Genomic DNA, 14,858 nt, shown 5'->3' with positions numbered 1-14,858 from the left:
TCACTTTCTTTCTGAAGATGCTGCGGGCGGTCCTTTCAGGTCAAGGTCCTTCAACCGGTGGCGGATCTTCTTCATGAATCCTTTGCCGGGATCGGTTTTGACCGTGCGATAATTCTTGTCTGTTTCTTTCCAGATAGGATCGCCATCAAACAATGTGTATTCATAATGCCCGATCACATATTCGATGGCATATTTCTTTTTGAGATGGCGGATCAAAGCCTCGTTGGCTTTCAGTTGTGCGCGTGTGAGCGGCTCCTTATTGCTGCCAACATTTTCAACGCCGATGGCGCAATAGTTCAGTCCGATCACATGCCTGGCAAAAACGGTATCGGGCAATTGCCTGAAGATAGTGCCATCGCGGTCGATCAGGTAATGGGAAGATACATTGAGATTGCCTGATGCTGCTATGTCTTTTCTCCCGCCTTTCAATGTGGGCGCATAGAATGCATCGTATGATTGTTCCAGTGATGGTATGGCTGTCCAGTGCAACACCACCATCCTGGGTTGGATGGTGGGTTCACTGGTATTGATACCATGACGTTCTTTCATATAGGCGAGAGAAAGCAGCTTTCTTTCTTCATCAAAAACGATTGGCTTTTCAAGCACCCGGAAACTTGCTTTTGAGCAGGATGCAAGGCTGGCCAATGCTGACAGCAGAACGATCAATATTGGTTTCATCATTGAAGATCAGGGTTTATCCCACCACAGTGGTGTAAGTAATCTGAACTTTTCTGAATTATCCCCTACTGCCTGGGGATTCCTGTTCTGCTCATTGGTTTCATACACCATGCCGCGTATCCATTGGTTATTGTTGGCGGGATCGAAGATCACAGTGTTGATATTGGCGGGCCTGCGTAAGGAAGGACCATAGATATCGTTGCTGTAATCCATTCTTCGCATATCCACCCAGGTTTCCGGGTTCAGGCACTGCGTGATATATTTCTGACGCATGATATGGCTGAGGCCCTGAGTGAGGTTATCGAAATGCGCTTCCAGGTTATCGGCATTTTGTGCTGTCCAGTAAGCATTGATATCGCCTGCACTCACGCCGAGTTTCCTCATATTGGCGCTTACTCCTTCACGGTAGGCATTGAGTGCTTCTGTTTTTTTACTGGACCTGAGACTGGCTTCTGCTTCGATCAGTTTCACTTCCGAATAGGTAATGAATGGGAAGGGAGAAGTCACATTGGTATAAAAGCCGCTTTTGCTGAATGGGCCGTAATCTGCTTCATTGGTGAAAGTGCCGGTTCCATCCATGCCTCCGGCCAAACCTGCGCCTGATCTCAATCCCCTGTATTTGCTGTCTGAAGCGGCAGGTTTCATGATCTTGCTGATCCTCGGGTCTTCGTAGGCTGTTTCCGTTACTGGAAATTTAGTGAGCATGTTTACGAAGAACTGGGTCCAGGTGAAATAGCGGGGATCGGTAGCGCTGGTGAAGCCTCCCCAGCTGGCGAATGGATTCTCATCTGTTTGTTGCGCGCCTGCTATATAGGGGAACTGTGCATCCATGCCGTCCGCATTGAAAGCATTGCCGCAGGCCGTGATGATGGCAGCGGGATCATAGAGGCTGCCTTTTTTGGAAAGGTGATTGAGGTATCTCGCTTTCAGCGCCCAGGCAAAACGGGTCCATTTGTTTACATCTCCATTGAACATGATATCGCCGCCGCTGTAGTTGAGTGGAGTAGTATTGGACATACCGAAGAATTTGATGGCTTCGGTCAGCAATGAATCGATGTATTTGTAAGCGGTTTGCTGATCGTCCATTTTAGGAAGCAGGTTGATCTGCGAAACACCGTCATAATAATCGCTTGCCACGATGGAGCCGTATTGGTCAGCCAGCATGCCCAGGTTCACGGCCAGCAGCACTGAACCGGCGCCGGCGAAATGATAGTTCTGTTCTTTCTTACCCAGAACAATCAGGTCCACGCAGTTGGGCATCGTGAAAACATAGGCATTCTGCCAGAAGAAATAGCTGGCTGTAAAGCGCCAGGTCTCGGCATTTCGGTTACTGCCGGTAGTTAGTTTGGTGGCGCCATATTGCATTACGCCAACCATCTCCCGGGCGCCTCTCCACATGGATGCTCCATTGGTAGTAGTGATAGCTCCGATCAGCCTGGTATGCGCCGGTATCTGTGTGGGATTGTTCGGGTCTTTATTTACATCGAGGAATTTTTTACAGGAGCTGAAAGACCCCGCCACTGCCAGAAATGAAACAGCTAATATGATATGATTGATTGTTTTTTTCATGATCCGGAATTTTAGAACGTTACTTTCAAACTGAAATCGAAACCACGTGTTGCAGGGATACCCAGGTTATCGAAACCGAAGGAGCCGCTACCGCCAACACCAGCGCCGCTGCCTGATACTTCAGGGTCTACGCCGGAATAGTCGGTGATCAGTATGAGGTTACGACCTGTAATGGAAACCATTGCCCTGCTGAAAGGCGTTTTGCTCAGTAGTTTCGAAGGAAGGGTATAATTCAGTGTGGCATAACGCAAACGATACCACGAACCATCTTCCACGAAATCATATCCCTGGAAAGGATAGAGGGTTTCATAAAAGTTCTGATCCAGTACCACGGATTGAGTGTTCTTGTTGCCGGAGGATTCGATGATGCCATCAAATACCTGTGTAGAGCCACGTTTCAGCGTTTTGGTGCTGAGACCGGACCTAACGAGGTAATTTTCTGTGGCATTGTAAATATCTCCTCCAACTCTCAGGTCCCACATGAAGGAGAGTGAGAAATTCTTATAGTTGAGGGTATTGGTGATGCCGCCGAGCCAGTCGGGGTTCCTGTCGCCGATCTGCTTCAATGTGGATTGCACCTGTGGATAGCCGGCGTCTGTGAGCAGCAGTTCTCCGGCGTTATTCCGTTTCCATACATTACCATTGATACCGAAGAGACTTCCATTCAGGAAAGCAGCACCCTGTGCTACGTTACCTGCTGCCCATGCATCAGACAGCTCAACACGGTCCAGGCTGCCTGGCAGAGATTTCACTGTGGCTTTGTTCTTCGCAAAGTTCAGGTCCAGCGTCCAGGTGAAATCCTTGCTCTTTACAGGAGTTGCATTCAGGATCACTTCAATGCCCTTGTTTTCGATGGACCCGCCATTCAGGTAAGAAAGGAAGGAGCCGGAAGTGGGCGGCGTTCTGGTGCCCAGGATCTGATCGTCTGACAATGTGCGGTAGTATGTGAAATCCAGTCCCAGCCTGTTATCGATGAACCTGGCTTCCGCACCGATCTCTATGGAGTTGGTGAACTCCGGACGAAGGGTTGGGTTGCCATAGAAATCATTTGCATTGAGGATGAATCCGCGGGGATTGATGGTGAATGTATTGGTCACATTGGAAAGGGTGGTGGCAAGCACGTGCGGTGGCGCATCTTTACCAACCCTGGCCCAGGAGGCGCGTACTTTTGCATAGGACAACACCTTGCCTTCGCGTTTCATTCCAAATTCATCCAGCAGGTCTGTTACGATCACGGTTCCGCTCACTGCAGGATAGAAGAAAGATTGTGCATCTACCGGCAGGGTGGAAGACCAATCGTTCCTGCCTCTTACATTCAGATAAGCAATCCCTTTCCAGTCGATACTCAGATCTCCGAAGAGGCCCACGATCCTTCTTCTTTGAATGGAGCTGGATGTGAGGCGGTCGCTTGGTAAGGTATTATTGATGCTGGGGAAACTGGGATCGATGAAGTTGCGCCCGTAAGCGAACTCTGTATTTGATTGGAAGCTTTCCACGTTGTTACCAACGGTGAGGCTCAGGTTAAGATCTTTGATGGTGTGCTTTCCGGTGACCAGCAAGGTGGAAGTGGTGATCTGGTTCTTGCGGGTGGAGTTGGAAATAGCTCCTTTTTCTTCACCGATGATAGTGGTGCCTGCACCCCTTACACTGGAGAAGGAACTGGTGAAATAATCCGTTCCGAGGCGGTAGGTGATATTGAGGAATTTGAATGGATCATATTCCACATTTCCGATGAAGAGCATCCTGTCTACCTTTTCTGATAGCGGGTTGCGCTCCACGCCCCAGTAGGGATTGTCTGTTCCTACGATAGTGCGTTGTGTTCCGTCTGCATTGAGATAATTACGCATATCATCATTCTTTGGCCAGAAGATCACGCCCATCATGGTGCCGCCGCCGCTGGTGGTGGTGGAGGATGTTTCAGATACGCCTTTGCCCTGCAGCACATATCCTCTGTCTGTATGCGAATAGCTGGCATTGCCGCCTATTTTCAATTTGCTGCTGAGGCGCGAGTCAGCTGCAAGCCGGAAGGATTTCCTGGAGAAGCTGGTGGAAGGAACGATGCCATCCTGGTCAAGGAGAGAGGCGGAGCCATAGAAGGTGGAATTATCGGTTCCACCGCTGACGGAGATATCGTGTCTCTGTGCAAATCCTGATTTGAAGAAGTTGCCGAGATTGTCGTAGATCGGTTCTCCCTGGCTGAATGTTGGTCCCCAGGAGCCGATGGCAGCAGGATCATATGCGCCCTGTTCACCTTGTTTGTAGGTGCTCTGCATGTCGGGCAGATGGCTTACTTTATCTGTGGAGAGCGTACCTGAATAGTTCAGTGTGGCTTTTCCTGAAGCGCCTCTCTTGGTAGTGATGATCACTACTCCCGAAGCAGCGCGCAGACCGTAGAGCGCTGCAGCAGCAGGGCCTTTCAGAACAGTGATGCTGGCAATATCTTCCGGGTTGATATCAATGGCCCTGTTGGAAGGAGGTGCGCTGCTGGCTACCATATTATTGCCCTGGGTAATGGCGGTGCTGTTGTCCATCGGGATACCATCGATCACATATAATGGCTGGTTATTGCCACTCAGTGATGTACCGCCGCGAATGAGCATGATGGAAGAGGCGCCCGGAGATCCGCCGGAATTGGTGATCTGTACACCGGCCACTTTTCCCTGCAGGGCATTCACGATATTGGGTTGATGTGATTCTGTAATTGCCTGCGATCTTACTTCCTGAACTGAATAACCCAATGCCCTTTTCTTTTGCGTAACACCAAATGCTGTAACCACTACAGCTGTTTCTGTTTTGCTGTCGCTTACTGCCAGTTTGATATTCAGGTTTACCGTACTGGAAGAAACTGTTACCTTTTGTGATTCGGAATTGTAACCAACAAAGGAAACCTCGATGGTGTAACTACCCGGCTCAACAGAAGTGAATACGAATTTACCATCGGTGCTGGTACTGGTTCCCCGGTTGCCGGGGTTCAGTACTACTGATGCGCCCACTACCGGATCGCCTTTGTCATCCGTGACAATCCCGTTGATCTGTTGTGGTGGTGCAGGACTGCGATGATCGTCAACGGTGATACTGATCACTTTGTCGCTGATCATCTTGTAACGAAGCCCGATGCCGGGCAGGAGCTTGTTCAGCACACTGCTTAGCGGTTCGTTCACTGCATTCACATCCACTTTTTCATTTACAGGAATAATGGATGCACTGTAAAAGAAATGATAGGCTGTTTGCTTTTCGATCAGCTTGAAGAATTTCTCCAGGCTGACCTGTTTTGCATTCAGCGTCACTTTGGCGTCCTGTCCATTTACATTTGCAACAACTTGTAGACTGCATGCTAACAGGAAAATACTTGTGAGTCTCATAGTCAGAAGCAGTTTTTTCATTGCATTGCGGGCGGGTGCATGCCCTGGGACTTTGCAATTTTGCATACCTGATTTGGTTTATAGTTAACAATAGAAGCAGGATGAGGGTTAATCCAGTCTGCTTCGTACAAATTCCGAAAGGGTGTGAAAGTGCATTCCTTTAGTTTATTTGTACAGTATCAATACCGTATTGTCTTCTACTTTTCTGAACTTCAGCATTGGAATGGAAAACTGCATACTCTCCAGCACTTTATCCAGTGGTTCCGTTTCAAAGCTTCCTGTGCACATGATCGGTTCCAGTTCAGGTGTTTCTATGATGGTCTTAATACCATACCATTTTTCAATTCTGGCGGCAACTGAACTCAGGGGTTCATTATCGAAAACAAGTTTGTTTTCCAACCAGGCTATTTCGTTGATGCTTCCCAGTTGGCTTTTCTTCAGACTGTCAATTTGGATGCCATGTGATGCGGTAGTACTGCTATTCTTAACTTGTACTGCTTTTTGAATGCTGTCAGGCTGCTTTTCAACTATCAGCTTTTGATAAGGCACCAGAATGTAGCGGTGTGCTGCACCCTGATTTTCTTCCGCAACAGTTATTTCCACTTTTCCCCTTAGCAGCGAGGTCACTTCTGCTTTTTCTTCAGGGTATGCCCTTACGTTGAAGGCCGTGCCCAATACACTAAGCTTCATGGCGCCGGTGCGGATGATAAATGGAATGGATGCTTTGGGGGCGATATCAAAATAAGCTTCTCCTTCGAGTTTAATTTCCCGGTTGGTTTTGTTGAAGCCATCCGTAATGGAAAGATGGCTGCCGCTGTTCAGGATAACCTGCGAGCCATCGGGCAGTCTGAAGCTCAGCTTTTCCCCTAACCGTGTTTTGAAGGATTTGTTCTTGTTGAAGAAAGAATGTTCGCCTGAAAAGAGCCACACTGAGAAAAAAAGAAGCACTACTGCTGCTGAGGCGAGGGGCCATATCTTTTTGAAAACAGATCTGCGGGGAGGAACTTGCACATCTGCTGCGTTTTCTTGCAGGCTCATTAGTTTTTTCCAGCTGCGATCCGCGTCCACCGATTCAAACCTGCATAATTTTGCTTCGAGAAAATCAGGATCATTCAGGTTATCGAAGAGAGCGGCATTCTCTTCTGAAGCCTGTATCCATTCAGCCAGCCGCACAGATTCGGCATCTGTGAGGTCACCGGACAGGTGTTTCTTTAATAGTTCTACAACCTGCTTTGTTTGCATCGGTAAAGCATGAAGTGAAATAATCGGATCTTCTCATGTGATAAGACACGCAAAAAAAGCTTCCATCCAAAAAAGCGAAGAACTTTTTTTATTGGAGCAGGAAAATGATCAGTACAAGATCGATGAGTTGTTGCGCTTTCCTCCAAACCCTGATCCTGAGTAATTGAATGGCCCTTGCTTTCTGGGTACGGGCAGTCTGGGGGCTGATACCTAATGATCCTGCAATTTCATCGGAGCTCATCTGTTGCAGGAAATATAGTTTGAAGATGGTTCGGCATTTATGGGGGAGGTTTTCCATCTCCTGGTAAATATGTGAAAGCAGTTCGATCATGATGATCTCGTTCTGTCCTGAATCTTTTTGTGAGGATGCTATTGGTTCGAGATACATGAACCGTTCTTTGGCGAGGGTCCGCTGTTTGTTATTACGGTTTGCGTTGAGGGCTGCATTACGGGTTGAGGTATAGAGGAAGGCTGAGATGCCGGAACTGGATTGGAACTCCATTCTCATAGCCATCATTTTCTGGAAAACTATTACTACCAGGTCTTCGGCTTCCTGCATATTGCCGACGATATTTTCTGCATACACACAAAGAGCCCTGAAATGCCGGTTGAAGAGTAATCTGTCGGCTCTCTGATCGCTTCTGTGAAAAGCATCGATCAGTTCTGTCTCGGTTGGCAGATAGTAGTTCATTCTCAGGTGAGCAGCTTGTTTTGACTACTACAATTTATGGAACTTATCCGGTATTTGTTCCTGGAACCGCGTGTACATTTTTCATTATTTTCTACTAGTTTGCACCAGATTACCAGACAAACCCCATTGTTCCCCGGCCAACCATACGAAGAAAAAGAACTGCTCAAGCTGATAGCGGATGGAGACCATGCTGCTTTCCAGCGTTTATTCCACGCCCATTATACGGCTCTTTCCTTTTTTGCCCGGACGATCGTGGGAGACATGTCCACAGCCGAAGACCTCGTACAGGACGCCTTCGTTCGTTTATGGGAAAAACGGCAGACACTTTCCCACCAGGGCAATCTTCGCTCCTTTCTCTATACGATCGTTAAGAATGTTTGTGTTGATTTTCTGCGAAAGCTCAACAACAGAACGGCAAAGCAGGAAGAGTTCGCTTACCTGGCGGGCCACAACAGCGCCTTCCTGGAAGCCGGTGTACTGCAGGAAGAACTGCTCCGGCTTGTGATGAGCGAGATGGAAATGCTGCCGGAAAAGTACAGGCGGGTGATCCGGATGATCTTCATCGAAGGGTTGAGTTACGAACAGATCAGTCAACAACTGGATCTCTCGGAAGCCGCAGTTCGCAAACAAAAGGAGCGGGCATTGAAATTATTGAACAATGCCGTATTGAACAGGACCGGTCTTCCTGTACTCCTGATATCCGCCCAATTATTTTTCCTGGCGGATTTTGTCACAAAACGATAAGGCTTGCGTAATATCAGTACAATCAATGTCAGAGATACTCATCGATATTACCATACTTGAGCTTCTTCATAAGAAAGTGAAGGAGGGATCCCTCTTGCCGGCAGAAGCAGAATTGCTGGAAAACTGGGCAGGCTCTTCTGTTCATCACCGTGCCCTTGCAGACCGGATCGGTAACAGCAAATTGTTGCTGGCAGATCTGTCTGAGCGGTATGCGCTGAACAGTGATATGGCCTGGAAGCGTGTTGCAGCAAGAACAGTGGAAAAAGAGACAGCTTCATTGAAGGCGCCCGTTCGCAGGATCAATGTTATACGCCGCTGGTGGGGCGCTGCAGCGATCCTGTTGCTGGCAGGTATTGGAACTTATTTCTTTACTACCATTCAAAAAGATAAAGCCCCTTCGATTGTTGAAAACAGATCAGCCGATATCCCTGCCGGCAAAGATGGTGCTGTACTCACATTGGCAGATGGTTCACAGGTTTCGCTGGATTCTGTTCAAAATGCCACCATCGCATTGCAGGGCGGAGTTACCGCCAAAGTGGTGGATGGAACCCTTATCTATGAAGGAACAGGAAATGAAGCAGTGTACAATACTGTATCAACTCCTAAAGGAAGGAAATACCGCGTGATCTTACCCGATGGAACTATTGCCTGGTTAAATGCAGCGAGTAATATCAGGTATCCCTCCGCGTTCTCAGGTGCAGAGAGAAAAGTGGAATTGAAAGGAGAAGCTTATTTCGAAGTGGCGAAGAATAATAAGAAACCTTTCAGGGTGACCATAAACGAAAAGGCTGAAGTGCAAGTGCTCGGCACCAGTTTCAATATCAAGGCATACGATAATGAACCAGTTGTGAGAACAACACTGCTGGAAGGATCGGTACGAGTAAAAAATGGAAAAGAGGAAAAGGTTTTGCGTCCCGGTGAACAAGCCCGGATGGGGGCCGGAATAGAACTTTCAAAAGAAGTGGACATAGATCAGGTGATGGCCTGGAAGAACGGGCTGTTCAATTTTGACGGCGCAGGAATAGAAGAGATCATGAAACAACTCGAACGCTGGTATGATATAGAAGTGATCTATGAAAATGGGATCCCGGCTACTACCTTCTTCGGAAAAATAAGTGCACGGAACAGTTTGCAGAAAGTCCTTTCCATACTGGAGAAATCGGAAGTTAAGTTCCGGCTTGAAAATGGAAGGCAACTGGTGATCCTGCAATAACGATAATACCACCTTGTCATAAGATTGCGCCTTTCCTTGAAAAAACAAACCCACCATCACTCTTTGCAGGAGTGGGGGTGGGTGATGATCTCCGGACTACAAAGTAGTTCCGGCTACCGGTAGCAGCAGTGCTTCGAACACTGTTGCTGTTGGCCAGGTCGGTCTAAATGATGTTGACTCCATTTTACTCAACCAAAACCTGACACAAGTTATGAAAAAAAACGCCTCGTGTAATGAGGCTGGTTCTGCGTTTGGCGGAAACCCCTTATTACCGGCAATCAGGCCGGATGACCTGAATGGCCGCTACCGGCGGCTTTACCAGGCATCGGTCCCTAAACTGCTGTTGATGATGAAACTGCTTTCTTTATTCCTGGTCATTGCATTGCTTTCCGGCTATGTAAAAGGAACGGCTCAAAATGTTACGCTTTCCGGTAAGGACCTTACACTTAAACAGGTGTTCAGGGCCATCGAGAAACAAACCGGTTATGTAGTTTTCGGGAAACAGGATTTTCTCGCGAAAAGCAAACCTGTTACACTGAATGTACGCAATCTCCCACTGTCTGCATTACTGGAAAAAGTATTGAAGGACCAGGGCATCAGCTTCGAGCTGGATGCCAGTACCTTGAGTATTGTCTTGTCCCGCATTCCACCACCGGTCACTGATCGCATCGATCTCCTTTCCCTTGAAACGCCGCGCATATTGGTCACCGGTACAATAGTGGATACACTGGGCAACCCGCTCTCCGGCGCTTCTGTGCAGGTGAAAGGCAGGGCCGGGGGCGTTGTTTCGGATAAATTGGGACGCTTCTTTTTAGAAGCGAAGGAAAAAGACAGGATCGTTGTTTCCTTTGTTGGTTATGAAAAATATGAATTTCCAGTGGGTAAAGGAGAAGGCAACTGGGTGATTGTATTGCGACCATCCCAGGATCGCATGGAGAATGTGGAAGTGGTATCTAACGGTTACCAACAGTTGCCGAAGGAAAGGGCAACCGGATCCTTTACAGTTATCAATCGTGAAATGCTGAACCGAAGTACGGGACCGGATATCCTCACCAGGCTGGAAGGGATCACCAATGGTTTACTGTTCAACCGTACCGTGGCGGAAGGCGAGGATGTGGGCGAGTTTCAGCTGGAGAGCAGGGGACGAGCCACCATCATGTCTGAATCCACTCCTTTGATAGTGCTCGATAATTTCCCGTTTGAAGGGAATATCCGCGATATCAATCCCAACGATGTGGAGAGTGTAACTATTCTCCGGGATGCAGCTGCTGCCTCCATCTGGGGAGCCAGAGCCGGTAACGGCGTGATAGTGATCACCACACGCCAGGGAAATTATAACAGGAAGGCTGAAATCTCCATCAGCGCTACCACCAATATCTTTTCAAAACCTGATCTGTTTTACGACAGAAGATTCATGCCCTCAGAAATGGTGATGCAGATTGAAAAGGAAAAATTTGAAAGAGGCGACTGGCTGGGTGATGAGAACCTGAAATTTTCTTTTTCCCCTTATGCGGAGCTGCTCATCAAAAGAAGGGACCACCTGATCAGCGAAGAGGATTTCCTGGCAGAAGAACAGCGAATGAAAAATACTGATGTAAGGAATGATGCCCTGAAATATTTGTACCGGAATGCTTTGCAGCAACAATATTCGATGAATATCAACGGAGGCAGTAACGTGAACAAGTATTTCTTCTCCGTGGGTTACGATAAAAGCAGGTCCGCCATGGTGGGAGACGACGACAGGCGGCTTACACTCAACATGCAGAACTCATTCAAACCGGTAAAGAACCTGGAGATCACTACCAGGCTAACCTATACCAGGACCAATGCGAATAAGAATGCTTTCAATATCACTGATCTGGGCACCAGCAGGTCCGGCCTGCGCCCATATACAAGACTGGTGGATGAAAATGGAAAACCTGTTGCCGTGGAAAGGAATATCCGTACCGCTACAACAGAGGAAGCAGAAGCCGCTGGCATGCTGCCCTGGCATTTCAGTCCATTGGAAGAAATAGGATTAAGCGATAATACTGCAACAGGCTCCTTCCTGAATTTATTGGGTAATGTACGATACCAGTTGATGGAAGGCATCAATATCAATGCTACTTACCAGTACACAGAGTCTAATAATTCCGGCAGGGAATATTATGCGCCTGAAACCTATTATGTACGGAACCTGGTTAACCTCTATACACAACCGAATGGAACAAAGCCGATCCCCTATGGCGGGATCCTAAGTTTGTCAAACCCGTTGCAGCAGGTGCAGCATTCAGGTCGCATACAGGTAAACGGACAGAGGAATTTCGGCGAGCATGATATTGCTGTTCTCGGCGGTGCAGAGATCAGACAGGCTGTGGACCAGAGTTTCCCGGGATCGATATTGTATAATTATGATGAAGACCTGGGTGTAGGAACTTCCAGGATGGATTTTACCAAAACCTATTTGCTGTATACTTCCTCCGGGGCCACCATACCCGGACCGGATCAGAACACCTATTATAAAATTGACAGGTATCTCTCTTACTTTGCCAACGCTTCCCATACATTCCGGTCAAAGTACATCCTGAGCGGAAGTGCAAGATGGGATGGTTCCAATCTTTTTGGAGTGAAGACCAACCAGAAGGGAACATTGTTATGGTCCGCAGGAGCCAGTTGGGAACTATCCGCTGAAGATTTCTTTAAAGCCAAATGGGTGGATTATCTCAGGCTTCGCAGCACCTACGGAAGCAGTGGCAATGTGAACAAGGGTGTATCAGCTTACCCCGTGATCGACTATAGCGCCTCTTCCTTTGTAGACCCTAACCTTGAACGTTATGCCAGTATCACTTCACCCGGAAATCCTTCCCTTAAATGGGAACGGGTGGCAACTTTCAATATAGGCGCAGACTGGTCTATTTTCAACAGGAGAGTGAGCGGAAGCCTGGAATTCTTCACCAAAAAGGCGAATGACCTGATCGGTGATGCATTCATTCCACCGTCTACCGGTATCGGCTCCGCGAACAACCAGATCAGGTCTTACCGGTACAATTATGCAGCCCTTCGAACCAATGGTATCGATCTTCAGGTGACCACCAAAAACCTGGAGGGCCCTTTCAAATGGCAGACCACCTGGATTGTCAACTTCGCAAAGGATAAGGTAACGGATTATTACAATTCCGGAACCCTGCTGGGCGTGAACTATGTGGGACTTTACGGATTCCAGACTCCTCTGGAAATAGGTCGTTCCGTATCCGGCATCTATGCATTTCCCTGGAATGGGCTAGACCCGTCGAACGGAAAAGTGAAGCTTTTGAAAGATGGACAAAGCACAACCGACTATGCAGGATATCTGGCTTCAGTAAAGCCGGGAGACATGGTGTATGCCGGTGTTACCAGTCCTGTTTACTATGGATCCATACTCAATAATCTTGAATGGAAACGGCTGCAGTTGAGCATTCTGTTGACCTGGAAAGCGGGGTATGTTTACAGGAGATCAACACTGTTCCCCGGTATGGAGTATGAAGGAATTGGTTCTTTTCATGCAGATATTCTGCAAAAATGGAAAAAACCGGGAGATGAGCTGGTAACCAATGTGCCGGCCGGTGGCGGCCTGAACGGATACGACAGGAATGAGGCTACCGTATACATGTATTCGAATTCACTGATTGCGCGCGGAGATCATATTGCCATCCAGGATATCAACCTGAGTTACTCGGTCCTGCCCGGCAACAGGATGTCCGGTGTATTCAAATCGGCCAGGATCTTCCTGTATGCGCGTAACCTGGGCTTCCTGTGGAAGGCAGACCGGAACAATGTGGATCCGTCCATGCCCAATGCAAGATACCCTCAACCAAAACAGTTCAGTGCGGGTGTTCAACTCGCTTTTTAATACACTGCATAATATTTTGAAAGCATGAAGTATTGGATCATAAATATGGCAATTCCATTCCTCCTGTTGCTCGGGGGCTGCGGTAAGGAATTTCTTGATGTGAAGCAATTGAAGAGTCTGCAGGTGCCAAATACTATCGCCGATTTTCAGGCCATCGTGGATTACGATTTCAATTTCCAGGGCGGCTACTCCGCGCATACATTAGGCGCTAACGGAGCAGACGAATTCATCATCACAGAAGCCATGTGGAATAGTCTGGCAACGGGCACCAGTATGTATCTCAGGGATATCTATACCTGGGCGAAAGACATCAATATGCTCCAGTATGAAAGTAATACAGACTGGGGCCGTTCCTACGTGCTCATTTTCTATGCCAACCAGGCTTTGAGTGGCATCGCCTCTATCACGCCTGCGGCAAGTGAGCAGGCTGCATGGAATAACGTGAAGGGACAAGCGCTTTTTATGCGCGCTCTGCGCTATTACCACCTGGCGCAGCAGTTTGCATTCCCCTACAGCAAAAGCGGTGATAGTCCTTATGGCTTACCATTACGGCTTGAACCAGATGTTACGCTCAGTGTAAAGCGATCTTCCGTGCATGCTACCTACGATCAGATACTGAAAGATGCACTGGCCAGCGTTGAATTGCTGCCGGTGGAAAACAGGAAGACCAATTATATCCGCCCGGGCCGCGCTGCCGCCTACGCATTGATAGCGAAGATCTGTCTCCAGATGGAAGATTACGAAAAAGCAGCATCCTATGCGGATAAATGCCTTGAGATCCAGGGGCAGCTCATCGATTTCAATAACCTGGATGCGTACAATCCCGCCAAAACATATGATTACATGTTCGCAGGCGATTATGGCGCTACCAATCCGGAGATGATCTACTACACCACTTCAGACACCAGGTATGGCATCACGCTGAATTCGATATTCCTCAACAGGGCAGAATTCGATCCTTCACTGATAGCCCTGTACGAGCCCGGAGATATCAGGTCCAAAGCCTATTTCAGGCCATATGTGGATTTCGATAATTACAGGTTTCCTGTTTTTAAAGGATCATATGCAACCTATGGTTATTTCTCAGGATTGGCAACGGATGAGATCTACCTGCTCCGTGCGGAATGCAAGGCAAGATTGAATCAGATGGATGAGGCTCTGGAAGATCTGAACCTGCTGCGGAAGAACAGGTTCCTTCCAGAAAATTATTCGCCCCTTACCGAAACGGATCAGGCAGCCCTGCTGCAGATCATCTTCAATGAAAGAAGGAGAGAGCTGGTCTTTCGCGGTGTGAGATGGGAAGATCTCAGGAGAATGAACAAAGACCCCCGACTGGCGCAAACGCTGGTGCGGGAAATTAGCGGACAACGTTATGAACTACCACCCGGAGACAATCGATATACCTGGCCAATTCCCATGTCTGAAATAGATGCTGCAGGGCTGACACAGAACCCGCGGTAGGGATCAATCATATTCATCTGGTTAAAAACA

Annotated in this window: 9 protein-coding genes; 4 read left to right on the top strand and 5 right to left on the bottom strand. The window is 48.0% G+C overall.

Features of this window, described 5'->3' with window-relative positions; genetic code table 11:
- The 5 genes from FSB84_RS00695 to FSB84_RS00675 all read right to left on the bottom strand — a co-directional run bounded on the left by FSB84_RS00695 (position 1) and on the right by FSB84_RS00675 (position 7,542).
- Positions 1–681: an N-acetylmuramoyl-L-alanine amidase gene (locus FSB84_RS00695; RefSeq protein ID WP_207234323.1), complete on the bottom strand. Its 681-nt coding sequence runs from the start codon at positions 679–681 to the stop codon at positions 1–3.
- A 6-nt stretch (positions 682–687) separates the two neighbouring features.
- Positions 688–2,247, bottom strand: coding sequence for a SusD/RagB family nutrient-binding outer membrane lipoprotein (locus tag FSB84_RS00690; RefSeq protein ID WP_130543485.1), 1,560 nt, complete (start codon positions 2,245–2,247; stop codon positions 688–690).
- Positions 2,248–2,258: 11 nt separating this feature from the next.
- Positions 2,259–5,609, bottom strand: coding sequence for a SusC/RagA family TonB-linked outer membrane protein (locus FSB84_RS00685; RefSeq protein WP_158643733.1), 3,351 nt, complete (start codon positions 5,607–5,609; stop codon positions 2,259–2,261).
- A 165-nt stretch (positions 5,610–5,774) separates the two neighbouring features.
- Complete coding sequence (locus tag FSB84_RS00680; RefSeq protein WP_130543487.1) at positions 5,775–6,851, bottom strand: FecR family protein; 1,077 nt, start codon at positions 6,849–6,851, stop codon at positions 5,775–5,777.
- A gap of 88 nt (positions 6,852–6,939) precedes the next feature.
- Positions 6,940–7,542: an RNA polymerase sigma factor gene (locus FSB84_RS00675; RefSeq protein WP_130543488.1), complete on the bottom strand. Its 603-nt coding sequence runs from the start codon at positions 7,540–7,542 to the stop codon at positions 6,940–6,942.
- A gap of 99 nt (positions 7,543–7,641) precedes the next feature.
- On the opposite strand from FSB84_RS00675, the gene FSB84_RS00670 reads away from it, so the two are divergent.
- From FSB84_RS00670 to FSB84_RS00655, 4 genes are all read left to right on the top strand, one after another.
- Positions 7,642–8,286 carry an RNA polymerase sigma factor gene (locus FSB84_RS00670; protein WP_158643732.1) on the top strand — a complete coding sequence of 215 codons (645 nt, stop codon included), beginning with the start codon at positions 7,642–7,644 and terminating at the stop codon, positions 8,284–8,286.
- A gap of 25 nt (positions 8,287–8,311) precedes the next feature.
- On the top strand, positions 8,312–9,499 hold the full coding sequence (locus FSB84_RS00665) for a FecR family protein (protein WP_130543490.1): 1,188 nt from the start codon (positions 8,312–8,314) through the stop codon (positions 9,497–9,499).
- Between the two features lie 211 nt (positions 9,500–9,710).
- On the top strand, positions 9,711–13,367 hold the full coding sequence (locus FSB84_RS00660) for a SusC/RagA family TonB-linked outer membrane protein (RefSeq protein WP_130543491.1): 3,657 nt from the start codon (positions 9,711–9,713) through the stop codon (positions 13,365–13,367).
- Between the two features lie 24 nt (positions 13,368–13,391).
- Complete coding sequence (locus FSB84_RS00655) at positions 13,392–14,828, top strand: RagB/SusD family nutrient uptake outer membrane protein (protein WP_130543492.1); 1,437 nt, start codon at positions 13,392–13,394, stop codon at positions 14,826–14,828.
- Positions 14,829–14,858: the final 30 nt, after the last annotated feature.

This window comes from Pseudobacter ginsenosidimutans (assembly GCF_007970185.1).
Classification (GTDB): Bacteria; Bacteroidota; Bacteroidia; order Chitinophagales; family Chitinophagaceae; genus Pseudobacter; species Pseudobacter ginsenosidimutans.
This window is presented reverse-complemented; position numbering and strand designations above follow the sequence as displayed.

Coding starts and splice junctions, on each gene's coding strand:
- FSB84_RS00695 (WP_207234323.1), bottom strand. CDS start 681: ATGATGAAACCAATATTGATCGTTCTGCTGTCAGCATTGGCCAGCCTT.
- FSB84_RS00690 (WP_130543485.1), bottom strand. CDS start 2,247: ATGAAAAAAACAATCAATCATATCATATTAGCTGTTTCATTTCTGGCA.
- FSB84_RS00685 (WP_158643733.1), bottom strand. CDS start 5,609: ATGAGACTCACAAGTATTTTCCTGTTAGCATGCAGTCTACAAGTTGTT.
- FSB84_RS00680 (WP_130543487.1), bottom strand. CDS start 6,851: ATGCAAACAAAGCAGGTTGTAGAACTATTAAAGAAACACCTGTCCGGT.
- FSB84_RS00675 (WP_130543488.1), bottom strand. CDS start 7,542: ATGAACTACTATCTGCCAACCGAGACAGAACTGATCGATGCTTTTCAC.
- FSB84_RS00665 (WP_130543490.1), top strand. CDS start 8,312: ATGTCAGAGATACTCATCGATATTACCATACTTGAGCTTCTTCATAAG.
- FSB84_RS00660 (WP_130543491.1), top strand. CDS start 9,711: ATGAAAAAAAACGCCTCGTGTAATGAGGCTGGTTCTGCGTTTGGCGGA.
- FSB84_RS00655 (WP_130543492.1), top strand. CDS start 13,392: ATGAAGTATTGGATCATAAATATGGCAATTCCATTCCTCCTGTTGCTC.